The organism is Burkholderia territorii (genome assembly GCF_902833055.1).
GTDB lineage: Bacteria > Pseudomonadota > Gammaproteobacteria > Burkholderiales > Burkholderiaceae > Burkholderia > Burkholderia territorii.
In genome coordinates, this window is record NZ_CADFEJ010000005.1 from 183,787 (window position 1) to 201,765 (window position 17,979).

Sequence of the window (17,979 nt, forward strand, 5' to 3'; positions counted from 1 at the left end):
GTCTTATCTGTTTTTCGCCTTGTCGGCGCTGATCCGGACTTGATGTCCCTGATCGATCAATAGGTCTCTCAAGCGTTGAAAATCGTCACGGTCCGGTATCCCCGCAAACCAGACACTGCCGTCCTCATCGAACATGACGTCGAGTGCTTTGCCACGCTTGGTCAACGTCGATTCATAATGGGAAAATCCGGCACGGCCGAGTGCCGTCAGGCAATGTAACCGCTGATTGTCGCTGCCACGCAACGGCCGTGTCTGTGGCGCATCGATGTCAAATGCATCGGAGATCAGTACATCGATCAGGCCGTCGGCTCGTGCCAAGGTATCAGTCAATGACTCGATCGGATGGCCACTGTAGACGAGAATGTCGCAGGTCGATAATTTGCGCAGGCCATGCAAGAGGTCGATCAGCGCTTCAGGCTGATCGAACGGTTCACCGCCAGAAATCGTCATGCCGGTCGCGTCGGGCAACCAGGTCCGAACCTGCGCCAATACGGCATCGACGGTGGTTTCGCCTCCCGCATTCGCCCAGGTATCCATTGAAATGCACCCGGGGCATCGGATCGAGCAACCCTGAAACCAGATTCCGATCCGCTGCCCCGGTCCGAGTGTCGTCACGGGAAAGTGAAGGCGCGAAATACGGATGTCCATGGGCTATTGCTTTTGCAACTGAAACGCGCCCGCATCAATGCCCGAGATGACGAACCGATCGCCGGGTTTCGCATCCTGATCGAACAAGCCACGTGCCAGCGGATTGAGCAAATGCGCCTCGATCTGGTTGCGAATGCCGCGGCCGCCGTTGGATAGGTCCCCGAGGCATCTCGCCCGCAGCGCATCCTTGGATCGCGCATCCAGTTCGATGGCAATTTCCTGGGACGCGATATCGCCAAGCACGGCTCCGACCATCTGATCGAAGATATCCGTCGCGATGTCCTCGCGGATGAAGTCGAAGACGATGATGTTCTCGCCGATGCGGTTGAGAATCTCGGGCCGGTTCAGGACCAACTTGAAATGCCGCTGGATTTCCCCGAGCACCTTGCTTTGAATCGCTGCAAAATCGTCGCCGGGCTGGACATTCGCGACACGCGCACCCGATTCGTCCTGACGATAGATGCCGAGGTTCGACGTAAAAACAATCAACGCTTCGGAAAAATAGACGCGATCGCCGCGCCCCGAAGTCAATACGCCGTCGTCGAGAATCTGCAGGAACTTGTCGAGAATGCGGGGATGCGCCTTTTCGATTTCATCGAAGAGCACGACACTGAACGGACGTTCGCGAATCGCATTCGTCAATTCGCCACCGACATCGTAGCCAACATAACCCGGGGGCGCGCCGATCAGTCGCTGATCGGCATGCTCGGCACTGAATTCCGACATGTCGAAACGAATGTAGGCGCTTTCGTCACCGAACAGCAAACTCGTGATGGTTTTGGCGAGTTCGGTTTTCCCGACGCCGGTCGGGCCGGCGAGGAATGCAACGCCGCGCGGCCGGTTTCCCTTGCGGCCAGAACCCACGCCCGTCATGGCCCGCTTGACGAGGTCGAGCATGTGCGTGACCGCGTGCACCTGTCCCTTGACCCGTTGCCGCACAAACGTGTCTGCCCGACGAATTTTGTCTCGATCAATCTGCAGCCACGGATCTTCGGTGACGCCAACCTTGTAGCGCCGCACGGCATCGGCGATTTTCTCGATGGGAACCTGTTCGACTCGAGCTAGCGTGGCGATCGCGTTCATGTCCGCGAGCAGCAATCCCTCGGAACCATCGACAAACGCGGCTTCCGCCTGTGCAAGGCTGTCCGGCGTAGCGGCCGGGGCGCCGGGTACGCCGCGCAGTAGCGCGCCCGCCAATGCGCGACGGGCGGCACTATCGGGTTTCGATACAGGAATGTGCCGAATACGCGGATTGTCGACCAGCAACCAGTCGGGCAAATCGCCCTCCTTGTCGACGATCCAAATCACGGTATTGAAAAACGGACGTCGCAATTCTCCCGCAGGGCGAGCCGCAGCCGTATGCGCCAATACCAGCGCCCGCGTGAAAAGTGCATGCTCGGCGGGATTCAGCGCCTCCGCGCGAATCGCGAGTCGCGAAGCAAAATCGACGACGAGTGCAACCGGCGGGCCCGGCAGCGCGGCAAGGCGATCGAGGCACGCGGTCAGCACATCGATGCCGCCGGGCGCCGTACCGTCGACCGGTGTCAGGCCAAGGCGCCGCAAGGTGTCGTCGGCAGGTTCCGTCGGCGGCAACCGGCTTTCCGGCACCGTAAAACCCGAAACCGGATTCCAGACAATCAACTGCGCGTAGCCTGCTTCCCGCAGATTGTCGCCCAACGTATTGACCAGCGACTGCGCCGTCACGATTTCAGGTGCAATCTCACCGGCTTGCAAGTCGCGCACATTTCCCGATAGCACGAACTGGCTCTTCAAAGGAAGGAAACGCAGCAGATCACGTAACCATCTTGGCTTCACGTATGCAGGCATGTCGTAACGGCAAGCGCAAAAAAACGAAAGCAAAACGTTACCATAGCCTGTCGATCGGCATATCCCGAATGAATGTCAATATCCGAAACATATCCGGACGCATCCGAATAGCGGATGATTTCCCCCGGTCAAATGATTATGTGCCTCGTTTCATCGAAGGCGGCAAGGCTGAAGTGATGGCGCTCCCGAAGCGCGGCACGCCGCCTGCGCGGGAAGTGGCAGGAGCGACGCTCGCGGGCGTGAAGGGGGCGATTGGATCGACGTATTGCGGTTGAGCGGCGCCGTCACGGCCGCTCGTGTGCCGACGGCGCAGCGTGGCATACGGCCTCGATCCGGTTGCCGGCCGGATCGATGACGAAGGCGGCGTAGTAGTCTGCGTGATACTGCGGCCTCAAGCCGGGGTCGCCATCGGGTCGCCCGCCCGCCGACAGCGCTGCCTCGAAAAACGCATGCACCTGCGCGCGAGAAGCGGCCTTGAAACACCAGTGCCGCTTGCTCTCCCCGACTTCGGCGGGATCCAGATAAATCGCCAGGAAGGTGGACGCGGTGTCGTCGGCATTGCAACGTTCGCCGTAACCGAGCGCGGTGCCGCGGTCATAAACCCGGGTCGCGCCCAGCGCGGCCATGACACCGTCGTAGAAAGGGCGGGCCTGGTCGATATCCGGAACGCCGATGGACACGTGGTCAAGCAGTTGCATGGTGTTGGCTCCATTGAACGAGCACGAGTCTACACAACCCGCCCCGGTCCGGCCGAGCAACCTTACCGACGACCACACTACCGCCCCCGTCGCTACGTGATCTGATAGGTCGACGCCGGCACGAACTCCTCCGGCATCGGCCGATCCCCGAGTTCCAGCACCGACCGCTCGATCGTACGCGCCATCGCATCGAGCGCGAGCGCATTCGGCGCAAGACCGAACGGCTCGGCCACTTCGTTCGCGATCGCTTCGAGCGCGATCAGCGTGTACGAGATGAATACGCAAATCAGCGGCGTGAAGAATTCCGTCGAATCGACGAGACCGAACGGCAGCAGCACGCAGTATGCATAGACCGTGCGATGCAGCAGCACGCTGTACGAGAACGGGATCGGCGTCGACAGGATGCGCTCGCAGCCGCCCACAGCCTTGCCCAGCTCGGCCAGTTGCGCATCGAACATCCAGCACGTCGCTTCGCTGCCGGGCGTGCGGCCCAGCGCACGCACGATCGCTCCACGCAGATCATCGAGAATCGCGACGGGCTGATAGCACTTGTGCGCGAACGCGGCCGCGCGCTCGGCGCCGAGGATGCGTGCCAGATCCTGCGCCGGATCGGTATGCCGCAACTGATGTTTCAGCGCATACGTGAACGCGATCAGCAGATCCGCGAGCCGGTTGCGCTCGGCGTCGCTCACGCTGTCGGGCAGGTAGCGCCGCAGCTGCGACGTGACGGTGCGCGCCGAGATCAGCAGGTTGCCCCACAGAAGCCGTGCCTCCTTGAAGCGCTCGAAGCTCGCGTTGTTGCGAAATGCGAGGAAGATCGCGAGCGCGAGCCCGAACAGCGTGAACGGCGCGGTGTTCAGCGGAATCTTCTCGCCGAAGATGCGCCCGTTCGTGAAGACCGCCAGCGTGCTGACGATCGCCATGAACACGAGTTGCGGAATGATCGACTGCAGCACGGAGCCGTTCCAGACGAACAGCATCCTGAGCCAGTTTTGTCGTGGTCTGACGATCATGGTGTTGTCCCGACTGCCGAAGAAATATGCGATGCGGATCGCCGCCGCCCGACGTGCAACGGCCCGCGCTTGGCGGGCCGCTGTCGGCTCGATACGACGCCGCGCGACGCCATTCGCGGCGTGCGCGCGTGATGATACGCGCGCGCACGCGCTGGCCCGTCGCCCGGCGTGGCGGTCAATGATAGCCGGCGTCGCCCTCGCGCACCTTGCCGCGGAACACGCGGTACTGCATCGCGTTGTACACGAGAATGATCGGCAGCACGATCACGGTGCCGACCAGCGCGAACAGCTGGCTCGAATGGCTCGACGATGCATCCCAGATCGTCAGCGACGGCGGCACGATATTCGGCCAGATGCTGATCACGAGCCCGGTGTAGCCGAGGAACACGAGCGCGAGCGTCAGCAGGAACGGCGTCGCCTCGTGCTCGCGCTTCACCGTGTGGAAAATGCCCCACACGCAGGCGACGACGAGGATCGGCACCGGCAGGAACCAGCCGAGGTCGCCGCTGCCGAACCAGCGATGCGCGACGGCCGGCAGCCCGATCACGGTCCACAGGCTGACCACGCCCATGACCGCGAGCAGCACGCCCGCGAGCGGCTTCATCAGCATGCGCATCTTGCGCTGCAGCTCGCCGTCGACCTTCAGGATCAGCCAGCCGCAGCCGAGCGTCGCATAGGTGACGAGCACGCCGATCCCGCAGAACAGGCTGAACGGCGACAGCCAGTCGAACGGCCCGCCCGCGAACTGGTTGTTCACGATCCGGATGCCCTGCAGCAGCGAACCGAGCGTGATCCCCTGGCAGAACGCGGCCAGCGCGGAGCCGCCGATGAACGCGAGATCCCACAGATGCTGCGTGCGATTCGCCTTCGCACGCAATTCGAACGCGGCGCCGCGAAAGATCAGTCCGATCACCATCAGGATCAGCGGCAGGTAGTTCGCCGGCAGCAGCGTCGAGTAAACGACCGGAAACGCGCCGTACAGGCCCGCTCCGCCGAGCACGAGAAAGGTCTCGTTGCCGTCCCATACCGGCGCGACGGTATTGAGCATGACTTCGCGTTCGGCCTTCGCGTCGAAGAACGGAAACAGCAGGCCGATGCCGAGGTCGAAGCCGTCGAGCATCACGTAGAGGAACACGCCGAGGCCGATGATCGCGGCCCACACGACAGGAAGATCGATGTGCATGACTTACTCCGCTTCGGTGACGTTCAGCGGCGTGGACAGCGCGCTCTTGCGCAGCCCCGGATGCCGGTGCAGCTCGATGTATCCGGCGTGCGCGGCCGGCCCGCGCTTCATCAGTTTCATCATGTAGTAGATACCCGTTCCGAACACCAGGAGATACACGACCACGAAGATCAGCAGCGATACGCCGACCTGCTGCGCGCTGAGCGGCGCAACCGAATCGACGGTGCGCAGCACGCCGTATACAGTCCACGGTTGCCGCCCGACCTCGGTCGTGATCCAGCCGGCGAGCAGCGCGACGATGCCCGACGGTCCCATGCACACGACGAACCACTGGAACCAGCGCGTTTCATACAGGCGCCCGCCCTTTCTCAGCAGCAGACCGAGCAGCGCGGTAAGCAGCATCAGCATCCCGAGGCCGGCCATGATCCGGAACGTCCAGAAGATGATCGGCGAATACGGGCGATCCTGCGCCGGGAATTCCTTCAGCCCGCGAATCTCGCCATCCCAGCTGTGCGTGAGGATCAGGCTGCCGAGGTGCGGCACCTGGATCGCATAGCGCGTCGTCTCGGCCTGCATGTCCGGCAGGCCGACCAGGTTCAGCGCGGTGCCGCCCTTCTCGGTTTCCCACAGCCCCTCGATCGCAGCGATCTTCGCCGGCTGGTATTCACGCGTGTTCAGCCCGTGCGCGTCGCCGACGAGGATCTGGATCGGTGCGAGCAGCAGCAGCATCCACAGCGCCATCGAGAAGCTGCGCTTCACCGGCTCGTCGCGACGCCCCTTCAGCAGGTGCCACGCACCGCACGCGGCGACGATGAAGCCCGCGACGATGAACGCGGCGATCGTCATGTGCGCGAGGCGAAACGGGAACGACGGGTTGAAGACGACCTTGAACCAGTCGACCGGCACGACGAGGCCATTCTCGATCTTGTAGCCCTGCGGCGTCTGCATGAAGCTGTTCGATGCGAGGATCCAGAACGTCGAGATCAGCGTGCCGACCGCGACCATCAGCGTCGCGAAGAAATGCGCGCGCGGGCTGACGCGCTGCCAGCCGAACAGCATCACGCCGAGAAAGCCGGCTTCGAGGAAGAAGGCCGTCAGGACTTCGTAAGTGAGCAGCGGGCCGGTGATGTTGCCGGCGACGCGCGAGAAGCCCGACCAGTTCGTGCCGAACTCGTACGCCATCACGACGCCGGAGACGACACCCATCCCGAAGCCGATCGCGAAGATCTTCGACCAGAACTGGAACATGGATTTGTACGCGGCATCGCCGGTGACGAGATAGCGCCATTCCAGCACCGCCAGGAAGCTCGCCATGCCGATGCTGATCGCCGGAAACACGATGTGGAACGACACCGTGAACGCGAATTGCAATCGGGCGAGATGGAACGCATCGAAGATTTCCATGACCGTAATTTGCTCGTGGTTGTGAGGACGTCAGCTCGAAGCAGGAAATCGCGCGACGGCTTCGCGGCGGCACGTGCGGACATGGACGGATCGCGGTGCACGGCAACGAAGCGTGAATGACGATATCGCGATTGCGACGATACTCGCAATCGCGCAAACGTGCGCTGAAACTGTGCTTTCCCCGGGGCCGGAGATGTGTGTACGGAAAAACCGTTCAACGGCCACGCAGCCCGCAGCTGTACTGCTTTCCGCATGGCGACGCTGTACATCCATGGCGCCACCGAACGCCCGTACCATCGGTCCGTGACCTTCCCGTGGCGAACCCGCGCAACACCGCCCCCGCAGAATCCGTTCCCGTCGCGTGACACGCGCCGGCCGATCCCCCAAGGAGAAATACGCATGCAGCCCAGCGACCGCCCCGACGCTCCGTCCGGCAGCCGCGCGTGTCGCGTGACGCGTCATCGTGCCGGCGAAGCGCGGGACACCGTCGATCGCGTCGTCGACGAAACGCCGGTTGCACTCGTGTTCAACGGCATCGCGCACTCGGTCATGATGGCGACGCCGATCGACCTCGACGCGTTCGGCCTCGGCTTCGCGCTGAGCGAAGGGATCGTCGAGCGCGCGTCGGACGTTTTCGACATCGAAAGCGAATGCCGGCCCGGCAGCGCCGAAGTGCGGCTCACGGTGTCGCAGCAGGCATTCATGGCAATGAAGGCGCATCGGCGCGCGCTGGCCGGCCGCACCGGCTGCGGCGTCTGCGGAATCGAAAGCATCGCGCAGCTCGACCTGCATCCGCCGCGCATCGCGTCTGCCGGTGCGGCGGCCGGCATCGGCACCGACGCCGTCGCGCGCGCCGCCCGCGCGTTGCCGGCGCGGCAGCCGCTGATGCATGCGACCGGCGGCATCCACGCTGCCGCCTGGTGCGATCGCGACGGCGCCGTGCTGGAAGTCTTCGAGGACGTCGGCCGCCACAATGCGCTCGACAAGCTGATCGGCCGGCTCGCGCGGCGCCGCGCCGACCTCGCCGCGGGCTTCGTGTTCCTGTCGAGCCGCGCGAGCTACGAGCTCGTGCGCAAGGCCGCACGCGTCGGCATGCCGATGATCGCGACGATCTCGGCGCCGACGTCGCTCGCGATCGACGTTGCACGCGAAGCCGGCGTGCGGTTGCTCGGCTTCTGCCGCAACGACGGCGTCGTCGAATACGTGTCACCCGATCCGCTCCCGCTACCCGAACCAACGCGTGCGCAATCGCATGCGCTCACCGCTCGATGAAACCCCTGACCGATTTCGATACCGCCCAACGGCAGTTCGCCGGCGCGTTCGCGCCGCCGCATGCGGCCCTTTCCATGCCGGTCGCGCAGGCGGCCGGCCACGTGCTCGCCGCACCGCTCATCGCCGTGCTCGACCAGCCGCCCGCCGACCAGAGCGCGATGGACGGCTATGCAATCCGCCACGCCGACCTCGAATACGGCGAGCCGCTGCGCGTCGCGCAGCACTGCTACGCGGGCGACGTGCCGTCGCCGCTGGCACCGCGCACGGCAGCGCGGATCTTCACCGGCAGCCTGATTCCGCCGGGCGCCGACACCGTCGTGATGCAGGAGCACGCGCGCGAGGTGGGCGGTCTCGTCGCGTTCGATGCATCGCCGCGCAGCGGGTCGCATATCCGCCGCCGCGGCGAGGAAGTGCGCGCGGGCGACCTGCTGATGCCGGCCGGCGTGCGGCTCGGCGCGATGCACGTCGGCGTCGCCGCCGCACAGGGTTGCGCGCGCATCGATGTGCGGCCGCCGTTGCGGATCGGGATCCTGACGACCGGCGACGAGCTCGTCCCGTGCGGCGAACCGCGTGCGCCCCAGCAGATCTACAACAGCAACGCGCCGATGCTCGCGGCCCTCGTATCGGGAACCGGTGCCTGTGTCGCCGCGGCCGAACACGCCGCCGACACGCCGGGCGCCGTCGGTGCGGCACTGCGCGAATTGGCCACGCGCTGCGATCTGGTCGTCTGCGTCGGCGGTGCGTCCGTCGGCGACAAGGATCTGCTGCGCCCGGCACTGACCGCGCTCGGCGCATCGTTCGAGGTGTCGGGCGTGCGGATGAAACCGGGCAAGCCCGTCGCGCTCGCGCGGCTCGACGAACGGCCCGTCGTGTTGCTGCCCGGCAATCCGGGCGCGGCGATGATCGCGTTCGCACTGTTCGTCGCACCGCTGATCCGCCGTTTGCAGGGGCGAGACGATTGCCTTCCGGCCGTGCCGTCGCTGCCGATCGACATCGACGTCGAGCCGGACGCGCAGCGCGAACGCTTCGTGCGCGTGCGCCGCACCATCGCCGCCAACGGCGCGCCCGTGCTCGACACGCTGCGCCAGCAAGGCGCCGGCATGCTGCAATCGCTCGTGCACGCGAGCGGGCTCGCGCGGCTGCCGGCAGGCCGGCGCATCGCACGCGGCGACGCCATGCCGTATTACGACTTCGCGCACTGGCTCGCATGAGCGCAAATGTAAGCGTGCACCCGCTCGTCATGCCCGCCTTTCGCGCAGGCAGGATGACGAACTGTATTCCTGCATTTCGGCCGCGATTGTGTCTCTGCCGACGGAATCCGGCGGACTATCCTCGCGATGAGGCTCGTCACGGCCGGTGCGCCGACATATCCGCATGCGCTCGGCCGGCCGGCGACGCCGTTCCGCTCACTTCCTGCAGGCAGACGAACCCATCGTGAATGCCATCGCTTCCGCGCCGGCCGCCGCATCGCCCGGCGCCCTCTCCCGCCCGCTCGACACGCTCGCGCGGCCGTTGCGCGATCTGCGGCTGTCCGTCATCGACCAGTGCAATTTCCGCTGCGGCTACTGCATGCCGCGCGACACGTTCGGTCCCGACTATGCATTCATGCCGTCGTCCGAGCGGCTGTCGTTCGCGCAACTGGAGAAGATCGCGCGCGCGTTCGTCTCGCTCGGCGTCGAAAAGATCCGCCTCACCGGCGGCGAGCCGCTGCTGCGCCGCAACCTCGAAGCGCTGATCGAACGGCTCGCGATACTGACGACGGTCGGCGGCAAGCCCGTCGAAATCGCGCTGACGACCAACGGTTCGTTGCTCGCCACCAAGGCACGCACATTGCGCGACGCGGGCTTGTCGCGCGTAACCGTGAGTCTCGACGCGCTCGACGACACCGTGTTCCGCCGGATGACCGACACCGACGTGCCGGTGGCGCGCGTGCTGGCCGGCATCGAGGCCGCGCAGGCGGCCGGCCTCGCCCCCGTGAAGGTCAACGCCGTGATCGAACGCGGTGCGAACGACGACCAGGTCCTGCCGCTCGTGCGCCACTTTCGTCATAGCGGCGTGACCGTGCGCTTCATCGAATACATGGACGTCGGCGGCGCGAGCGCGTGGTCCGGCGACAAGGTCGTGCCGGCCGCGCGGATGCGCGAGCTCATCGATGCGCGCTATCCGCTCGTGCTGGTCGGCGAACCGGGACACGACGCCACCGCGATCCGCTGCCGGCACATCGACGGTGCGGGCGAGGTCGGCTTCATCGCGAGCGTGTCGCATCCGTTCTGCGGCACGTGCTCGCGCGCCCGCGTGTCCGCCGACGGCCGGCTCTATACGTGCCTGTTCGCGACGCAGGGCACCGACCTGCGGCCGTGGCTCGGTGACGCCGCATCGATCGACCGCCTCGCCGATGCCGTACGCACGCGATGGACACGGCGCGACGACCGCTATTCCGAACGACGGGCCACGCTTGCGGCGCGGCCGTCCGGCAAGACCTATCCGACCGTGCGCATGTCGCTCGTCGGCGGCTGACGGGCAGCCGCGCGAAGCGGAGTGCACCGCCTACTGGAGAACCGTCATGACTCGTTTCACCGAATCCCGTGCCGCTTCATCCGACGCGCCGTCGCATGACGGCGGACATTGCGGACCCGCCGACGCGCATGCCGAGCCGCCACCGGCGATCGCAGCCGGCTTCGAGGTGCGCGTGCAGTACACGGCTATCGACGCGGGTGCCGAAATCGCGCCGATCATTCGCAATCCGAATGTCGGCGCGGTCGTGAATTTCGTCGGCGTCGTTCGCAACGAAGGCGACGTCGACGATGTGATCGCGCTGGAAGTCGAGCACTATCCGACGATGACCGAGCAGGCACTGTGGAGCATCGTCGAGGAAGCCGGCGCACGCTGGCGGCTCGAGGCGGCCAGAATCGTGCATCGCGTCGGGCGCATCCCGCTCGGCCACGCGGTCGTGATCGTCGTGGTGGCCGCCGCGCATCGCGCGGCCGCGTTCGACGCGTGCGAATTCATCATGGATTTCCTGAAGACGCATGCGCCGTTCTGGAAGAAGGAGATCCGGCACGACGGCGTGGCCGGCTGGGTCGAGCCGAAGGCGCATGACGATCAGGCGATGCGTCGCTGGGGATGAACGCGTCATCCCGCGCCATTCCGATTCCATCGATCCGATCTATTTCGCTCTGGATTCCGTAATGAAACTGACGATCAAATATTTCGCGAGCATTCGCGAACAACTCCATGCCGACGAGGAAATCGTCGAGATCGATGCGCATGAGCTCACCGTCGACGCGCTGCGCGGCACGCTCGCCGCGCGCGACGCGCGCAGTGGCGAAGCGCTGCGGATGGACCGGCCCGTGCGCGCGGCCGTGAATCTCGAGATGGTGACCGGCGACTTCGTCGTGCGGGAGGATAGCGAGGTGGCGTTCTTTCCGCCGGTGACGGGCGGCTGAATCGTTCACATCGAGCGGCAACCGGCAACCGGCAACTGGCAACCGCCAGATCGTCGACGCTCGATGCGCACCGGGTCGACTAAAGAAGCCCGCGCAGAAAATCCGGAACCGGATGGTCGATGGAAGCGAGATAACCCGCCATCGCACCGGCCACTTTCCGCACGGCCGGACGCGCGGTCATCCGTTCGCGCCACGCGAGCAGGTTCGGCGTCTCCGCCGTCATCGGCGCGCCCTTGCGCGCGCCGAACAACTGCGCCATGTAGAACGCGATGTCTGCGTACGAATAGGTTTCGGCGAGGAATTCCCGATCCGTCAGCACGCGCTCCATGCGTCGATAGTATTGCCGCGCTTCGTCGCGCGCGGCCTGCGCCACCGGATGATCGGGCGTCTCTTCGAGGCCCATCAGCCGGATCACGTGCGGAAAATAGATTTCATCGCTGCAGTGCTCGAGCTGACGTGCCGTCGCACGCGCTTTCGGCTGCGCCGGCCATAGCGCGGGATCGGGCTTCAGGTCTTCGAGATACTCGAAGATCTGCGTGGAATCGAAGATCTCCAGGTCGCCGTCGATCAGCACCGGCACCTGCCGCTTCGGATTGATGCGCAAGACGTCCGGATGCTTCGGATCGTAACCGCGCTGCTGGCTGAACGGCACCAGCACGCGCTCGAAGGCGATGCCCTTCTCGTGCGCCGCGATCTCGACTTTCGCGCCGAACATGCTCAGCGGCCCGGTGATGATTTTCATGTGTCGCTCTCCTCGATGGTTTTGGCCCGCAGCTTTCACGCGAACACCGGCCGCCTGCCGGCAAGCCCACCCGCGGCTCCGTTGCGCGAGCCGACGGCGGGCGTGTCGAATCATGGATCCGATAACATGACATCCTCTGTCATGTATTTCCGATGAGGTGCTGCGCATGAAAGCGAGCCGGCTGTTGTCGATCATGATGATGCTGCAGGCGCGCGGCCGCATGACCGCGCCGGCGCTGGCCGCCGCGCTCGAAGTGTCGGAGCGCACGATCCTGCGCGATATCGACCGGTTGTCGGCGGCCGGCGTGCCGATCTGGGGCGATCGCGGGCGCAACGGCGGCTTTCAGTTGCAGGATGGCTGGCACACAGATCTGACGGGCCTGACCGAGCAGGAAGCGCATGCGCTGATGCTGGCCGGTCTGCCGGGGCCGGCGGGAGAACTCGGGCTCGACGCGATGGCCGCGTCCGCGCGGCTCAAGATGATCGCCAGCCTGCCGCCGAACTCGCGCGAGCATGCCGATCGGGTCGCGAGCCGGCTGCATGTCGATACCGTCGATTGGTATCGCGCGCAGGAAACGCCGACGTTTCTGCGGGAAGTCGCCGATGCCGTGTGGCAGTCGCAGCGCATCGAGGTGACGTACGAGAGCTGGCGCGGTGTGTCGCGCCGCGTACTCGATCCGCTCGGCCTGGTGCTCAAGGGTGGCGCGTGGTACGTGGTGGCGAAGGTCGCCGGCAAGCGCGATGCGCTGACTTTCCGGCTCGCGAACATTCGGGAACTCGCGGCATCGCGCCGGCGATTCAGGCGGCCCGCGCGGTTCGACCTGGCGCGGCACTGGCGCGAGTCGATGAGCCGGCATGAGGCCGAGCTTTACAGGTTGCACGCGCACGTCGCGGTATCCGCGCGCGGATAGAGCTGGCTGGTCAATGCACGCGTGAAGGTCGCCCCCGTCGCGGAGAGCGCTGGCAGTCCCTCGATTCCGTCGGGATGGAAGGAATTCCTGATGCCGATCGAATCGATCGAGCACGGTGCGCGGAAGCTGCTGGGATATGGTGCGGAGCTGAAAGTGCTCGGGCCGCGGGAGCTCGTGGCTCGATTGACCGACGAGGTGGCAGCGACGCAGGCACTGTACTGACCCGCGCCGCCGAAGAGCGACGACGCGCCGCCAACATTCGCGGCGTGATCGGCGGGCCGCTGCTCGCATTCGCCATGTTCGCAAGACACGCCTTCGTGGCGGACGATCCTTCCACATAGTGAAACAATCTCCGCCGAGCCAACGCCGCATCTTCGACCTGCCGTTCGCTTCCCGGCGCCCCGCCCCGCAGCCGGCCGGCGGCCAGTCTCTGCACCGATCCCCCACCGAATCCGCCGCTGTCGTCCATACGAGACGCCGCCGCACCACACGCCTGCCGTCGCCCGACGGTCAACTCTTATATAAGACATAAGACATTTGACGCGTGACCATATTGCGATTAGAATCCCGCTCAAGCAGTGAAGCAGTGTCCGGAACAGCAGCCTCGGCGTGCCTGGAAAGCCCTTCCCCTGAAACGCAATCTCAGCAGGTCCCCCCATGCTTGAAAACTTTCGTGCTCACGTGGCCGCCCGCGCCGCGCTCGGTATTCCTCCCCTGCCGCTGACGGCTCAGCAAACCGCCGAACTGGTGGAACTGCTGACGAACCCGCCCGCAGGCGAAGAGCAGACGCTGCTCGACCTGATCACCCACCGCGTCCCGGCCGGCGTCGACGAAGCCGCGCGCGTGAAGGCCGGCTTCCTGGCCGCCGTCGCGAAGGGCGAGACGGCGTGCCCGCTGATCTCGCGCGAACGCGCGACCGAACTGCTCGGCACGATGCTGGGCGGCTACAACATCCAGCCGCTGATCGAGCTGCTGTCGGACGACGCAGTCGCGGCCGTCGCCGCCGACGCACTGAAGAAAACCCTGCTGATGTTCGACCAGTTCCATGACGTGAAGGAACTCGCCGACAAGGGCAACGCGCACGCGAAGGCCGTGCTGCAGAGCTGGGCCGACGCCGAATGGTTCACGAGCCGTCCGGAAGTGCCGGAAAGCCTGACCATCACCGTGTTCAAGGTGCCGGGCGAAACCAACACCGACGACCTGTCGCCGGCGCCCGACGCCACCACCCGCCCCGACATCCCGCTGCACGCGCTGGCGATGCTGAAGAACGCGCGCCCCGGCATCACGCCGGAAGAAGACGGCAAGCGCGGCCCGGTCAAGTTCATCGAATCGCTGAAGGAAAAGGGTCACCTCGTCGCGTACGTGGGCGACGTGGTCGGCACCGGTTCGTCGCGCAAGTCGGCCACCAACTCGGTGCTGTGGTTTACCGGCGAAGACATCCCGTTCGTGCCGAACAAGCGCTTCGGCGGCGTGTGCCTCGGCGGCAAGATCGCGCCGATCTTCTACAACACGATGGAAGATGCCGGCGCACTGCCGATCGAACTCGACGTATCGCAGATGAACATGGGCGACGTCGTCGAACTGCGCCCGTACGAAGGCAAGGCGCTGAAGGACGGCAAGGTGATCGCCGAGTTCCAGGTCAAGTCCGACGTGCTGTTCGACGAAGTGCGCGCCGGCGGCCGCATTCCGCTGATCATCGGCCGCGGCCTGACCGCGAAGGCGCGTGAAGCGCTCGGCCTCGCACCGTCGACGCTGTTCCGTCTGCCGCACCAGCCGGCCGACAGCGGCAAGGGCTTCTCGCTCGCGCAGAAGATGGTCGGCCGCGCATGCGGTCTGCCGGAAGGCCAGGGCGTGCGCCCGGGCACGTACTGCGAACCGAAGATGACCTCGGTCGGCTCGCAGGACACCACCGGCCCGATGACCCGCGACGAACTGAAGGATCTGGCTTGCCTCGGCTTCTCGGCCGACCTCGTGATGCAGTCGTTCTGCCACACCGCCGCTTATCCGAAGCCGGTCGACGTGAAGACGCACCAGACGCTGCCGAACTTCATCAGCACCCGTGGCGGTATCGCACTGCGTCCGGGCGACGGCGTGATCCACTCGTGGCTGAACCGCATGCTGCTGCCCGACACCGTCGGCACCGGCGGCGACTCGCACACGCGCTTCCCGATCGGCATCAGCTTCCCGGCAGGTTCGGGCCTGGTCGCGTTCGCGGCCGCCACCGGCACGATGCCGCTCGACATGCCGGAATCGGTGCTGGTCCGCTTCAAGGGCAAGATGCAGCCGGGCGTCACGCTGCGCGACCTCGTCAACGCGATTCCGCTGTACGCGATCAAGCAGGGCATGCTGACGGTCGCCAAGCAAGGCAAGAAGAACATCTTCTCGGGCCGCATTCTCGAAATCGAAGGCCTGCCGGACCTGAAGGTCGAGCAAGCGTTCGAACTGTCGGATGCGTCGGCCGAGCGTTCGGCAGCCGGTTGCACGGTGCGCCTGAACAAGGAACCGATCATCGAGTACCTGAACAGCAACATCACGCTGCTGAAGTGGATGATCGCGCAGGGCTATCAGGATCCGCGCAGCCTGCAGCGCCGTATCGCGGCGATGGAGCAGTGGCTGGCCGACCCGCAACTGCTGTCGCCGGATGCCGACGCCGAATACGCGGCCGTCATCGAGATCGACCTGGCCGACATCCACGAGCCGATCGTCGCATGCCCGAACGATCCGGACGACGTGAAGACGCTGTCCGACGTCGCCGGCGCGAAGATCGACGAAGTGTTCATCGGCTCGTGCATGACCAACATCGGTCACTTCCGCGCCGCGTCGAAGCTGCTCGAAGGCAAGCGCGACATCCCGGTCAAGCTGTGGGTCGCGCCGCCGACCAAGATGGACCAGAAGCAGCTGACGGAAGAAGGTCACTACGGCGTGTTCGGCACGGCCGGCGCCCGCACCGAAATGCCGGGCTGCTCGCTGTGCATGGGCAACCAGGCACAGGTGCGCGAAGGCGCGACGGTGATGTCGACGTCGACCCGTAACTTCCCGAACCGCCTGGGCAAGAACACGAACGTGTACCTCGGCTCGGCGGAACTGGCGGCAATCTGCTCGCGTCTGGGCAAGATCCCGACCAAGGAAGAGTACATGGCCGACATGGGCGTGCTCACCGCGAACGGCGACAAGATCTACAAGTACATGAACTTCGACCAGATCGAAGACTTCAAGGAAGTCGCCGACACCGTGCAGATCTAAGCATGCGGTCGAGCTGCGGCGGGCGATGCCCGTCGTGGCGACGCGCGTAGGCGCCGCGGGCTGAATGCCCGCGGCGCCTTTTTTTTGAAGCTGCCGGCCGTCGCTTCACCGCATGCACGAGGCCGCGAGCTTCCCGACCGCGATCACCGCCTGTTCGATTTCCGGCGACCACGGGCTGCTGTAGTTCAGCCTGATGAAGTTCCGGTAGTTGTCGGTGATCGAGAACATGTAGCCGGGGCCGATCGTGATCCCCTGCTCCAGCGCGAGCTGATACAGCCGCATCGCATCGACCTGCGACGGCAGCTCGACCCACAGCACGTAGCCGCCGGCGGGGCTCGAGATGCGGGAGCCTTCCGGGAAGAAGCGCGACACCATCGCGCGCATCAGGTTCGCCTGCTGCGCATACGCCTTGCGCAAGCGTCGCAAGTGATGCTCGTAGCCGTCGCGTTCGAGAAACTCGGCAATCGCGAGCTGCGGCAGCGACGGCGTGGCCAGCGTGTTCAGGAACTTCAGTTTCTCGACCTGATCGCGATACCGGCCCGGCAACGCCCAGCCGATCCGGTAAGCCGCCGTCAGGCTCTTCGAAAACGACGCGCAATGCAGCACGATCCCGTTGCGGTCGCAGGACTTCAGCGTGGTCGGATGCGACTCGCCGAAATACAGTTCGTTGTACACACCGTTCTCGATGATCGGCATGTCGACGCGGGTCGCGAATTCCACCAGCTCGCGCTTGCGCTCGTCGGGCATCTGGAAGCCCAGCGGGTTCTGGAAGTTCGGCATCACCATGCACGCGGCGATCGGCTGCGATTTCTCGATCGCAGCCAACGCGGCGATATCGATCCCGTATTCCGGATGCGTCGCGACCTCGATCGCCTTCATGCCCATCCGCTCGATCGCGTGCAGCATCGCGTAGAACGTCGGCGACTCCACCGCGATCGTGTCACCCGGTTTCGCGACGGCCTGCAGGCACAGGTTGATCGCCTCCGTCGCGCCGACGGTCACGATGATCTCGTTCGGGTCGACGGACATCCCGTTTTCCAGGTAGCGCCGCGCGATCTGCCGGATCAGGCGCGGATGGCCGGGCGGCAACCCGTCGGTCACGCCCGACAGCGACTTGTCCCGGCCGGCCGCATAGGCGTAACGGTTCAGCTTCTCGAACGGAAACAGGCTCGGGTCCGGATACGGCGAGCCGAGCGGCACGGCGTCATCGGTGCCGATCGAGCGCAACGTCGACAGCACGAGCCGGCTCATGTCGACCGACGACGAAATCGCGATCGGCTTCGACGGCCGCAGCTCGCGCACCGGCGCATGGTTGTCGTCGCGCCGCAGGTTCACGAAGTAGCCCGACTGCGGGCGGCTTTCCAGCAACCCGCGGCTTTCGAGCAGCAGATACGCGTGCAGCACGGTCGTGATGCTGATCCGGTGCTGCTGGCTCGCCTGCCGCACCGACGGAATCCGGTCACCGTGCCGGTACACGCCCTGGCGGATCAGGCGTTCGATGTCGTCCGCGAGTTTTTCGTAGAGCTTCATCGCGTGCGCCCCGCCGGCTTGCGCAGGCGCGCCGCCGCTCCATGCGCGCCCGCGACGCGCGTG

At 65.4% G+C, this 17,979-nt stretch carries 17 protein-coding genes; 9 read left to right on the top strand and 8 right to left on the bottom strand.

All coding sequences use genetic code 11. From position 1 onward, the window contains the following. Positions 1-3 precede the first annotated feature (3 nt). Both HW466_RS12870 and HW466_RS12875 read right to left on the bottom strand, forming a co-directional pair. Positions 4-648 carry a 4Fe-4S single cluster domain-containing protein gene (locus HW466_RS12870; RefSeq protein ID WP_059542231.1) on the bottom strand — a complete coding sequence of 215 codons (645 nt, stop codon included), beginning with the start codon at positions 646-648 and terminating at the stop codon, positions 4-6. A gap of 3 nt (positions 649-651) precedes the next feature. Then, positions 652-2,475 (bottom strand): AAA family ATPase, encoded by a 1,824-nt coding sequence (locus HW466_RS12875; RefSeq protein ID WP_151004104.1) that lies wholly within the window; start codon positions 2,473-2,475, stop codon positions 652-654. Between HW466_RS12875 and HW466_RS32270 the strand changes: the two genes are divergently transcribed. Next, positions 2,454-2,750 (top strand): hypothetical protein, encoded by a 297-nt coding sequence (locus HW466_RS32270; RefSeq protein WP_420908219.1) that lies wholly within the window; start codon positions 2,454-2,456, stop codon positions 2,748-2,750. The two genes, HW466_RS12875 and HW466_RS32270, sit on opposite strands and share 22 nt — an antisense overlap. 9 nt (positions 2,751-2,759) lie before the next feature. Here HW466_RS32270 and HW466_RS12885 read toward each other — a convergent pair whose 3' ends face one another. From HW466_RS12885 to HW466_RS12900, 4 genes are all read right to left on the bottom strand, one after another. Then, entirely contained in the window at positions 2,760-3,173 is a 414-nt protein-coding gene (locus HW466_RS12885; protein ID WP_059795183.1) for a VOC family protein, read from the bottom strand. A 92-nt stretch (positions 3,174-3,265) separates the two neighbouring features. Beyond that, entirely contained in the window at positions 3,266-4,186 is a 921-nt protein-coding gene (locus HW466_RS12890) for a bestrophin family protein (RefSeq protein WP_151004102.1), read from the bottom strand. Positions 4,187-4,361: 175 nt separating this feature from the next. Continuing rightward, positions 4,362-5,369 (bottom strand): cytochrome d ubiquinol oxidase subunit II, encoded by a 1,008-nt coding sequence (cydB, locus tag HW466_RS12895; RefSeq protein WP_151004100.1) that lies wholly within the window; start codon positions 5,367-5,369, stop codon positions 4,362-4,364. A gap of 3 nt (positions 5,370-5,372) precedes the next feature. Further along, positions 5,373-6,773, bottom strand: coding sequence for a cytochrome ubiquinol oxidase subunit I (locus tag HW466_RS12900; RefSeq protein WP_151004098.1), 1,401 nt, complete (start codon positions 6,771-6,773; stop codon positions 5,373-5,375). 399 nt (positions 6,774-7,172) lie between these two features. Here HW466_RS12900 and fdhD point away from each other — a divergent pair, with 399 nt between their 5' ends. The 5 genes from fdhD (at position 7,173) to moaD (ending at position 11,491) form a co-directional block, all read left to right on the top strand. Then, positions 7,173-8,045, top strand: coding sequence for a formate dehydrogenase accessory sulfurtransferase FdhD (fdhD, locus tag HW466_RS12905; protein ID WP_059945393.1), 873 nt, complete (start codon positions 7,173-7,175; stop codon positions 8,043-8,045). Beyond that, on the top strand, positions 8,042-9,256 hold the full coding sequence (locus tag HW466_RS12910; protein WP_174905570.1) for a molybdopterin molybdotransferase MoeA: 1,215 nt from the start codon (positions 8,042-8,044) through the stop codon (positions 9,254-9,256). The genes fdhD and HW466_RS12910 overlap by 4 nt, the downstream gene beginning before the upstream one ends. Before the next feature lie 202 nt (positions 9,257-9,458). Next, the gene (gene moaA, locus HW466_RS12915; protein WP_151004961.1) at positions 9,459-10,562 is read left to right on the top strand and encodes a GTP 3',8-cyclase MoaA; all 1,104 of its coding nucleotides are present in this window, start codon (positions 9,459-9,461) and stop codon (positions 10,560-10,562) included. A gap of 46 nt (positions 10,563-10,608) precedes the next feature. Continuing rightward, the gene (locus HW466_RS12920; protein ID WP_059542243.1) at positions 10,609-11,172 is read left to right on the top strand and encodes a molybdenum cofactor biosynthesis protein MoaE; all 564 of its coding nucleotides are present in this window, start codon (positions 10,609-10,611) and stop codon (positions 11,170-11,172) included. A gap of 61 nt (positions 11,173-11,233) precedes the next feature. Continuing rightward, positions 11,234-11,491: a molybdopterin converting factor subunit 1 gene (gene moaD / locus HW466_RS12925; protein WP_059452283.1), complete on the top strand. Its 258-nt coding sequence runs from the start codon at positions 11,234-11,236 to the stop codon at positions 11,489-11,491. 79 nt (positions 11,492-11,570) lie between these two features. On the opposite strand, the gene HW466_RS12930 is transcribed toward moaD, so the two are convergent. Continuing rightward, complete coding sequence (locus tag HW466_RS12930; RefSeq protein ID WP_151004959.1) at positions 11,571-12,233, bottom strand: glutathione S-transferase family protein; 663 nt, start codon at positions 12,231-12,233, stop codon at positions 11,571-11,573. Between the two features lie 166 nt (positions 12,234-12,399). On the opposite strand from HW466_RS12930, the gene HW466_RS12935 reads away from it, so the two are divergent. From HW466_RS12935 to acnB, 3 genes are all read left to right on the top strand, one after another. Beyond that, complete coding sequence (locus HW466_RS12935; RefSeq protein WP_151004957.1) at positions 12,400-13,143, top strand: helix-turn-helix transcriptional regulator; 744 nt, start codon at positions 12,400-12,402, stop codon at positions 13,141-13,143. 21 nt (positions 13,144-13,164) lie between these two features. Beyond that, positions 13,165-13,365: a WCX domain-containing protein gene (locus HW466_RS32400; RefSeq protein WP_170296677.1), complete on the top strand. Its 201-nt coding sequence runs from the start codon at positions 13,165-13,167 to the stop codon at positions 13,363-13,365. A gap of 435 nt (positions 13,366-13,800) precedes the next feature. Next, a complete protein-coding gene (gene acnB / locus HW466_RS12945) occupies positions 13,801-16,386 on the top strand; it encodes a bifunctional aconitate hydratase 2/2-methylisocitrate dehydratase (RefSeq protein WP_059452280.1) in 2,586 nt (861 codons plus the stop codon). Positions 16,387-16,491: 105 nt separating this feature from the next. Here acnB and HW466_RS12950 read toward each other — a convergent pair whose 3' ends face one another. Then, a complete protein-coding gene (locus tag HW466_RS12950) occupies positions 16,492-17,916 on the bottom strand; it encodes an aminotransferase-like domain-containing protein (protein WP_151004953.1) in 1,425 nt (474 codons plus the stop codon). Positions 17,917-17,979: the final 63 nt, after the last annotated feature.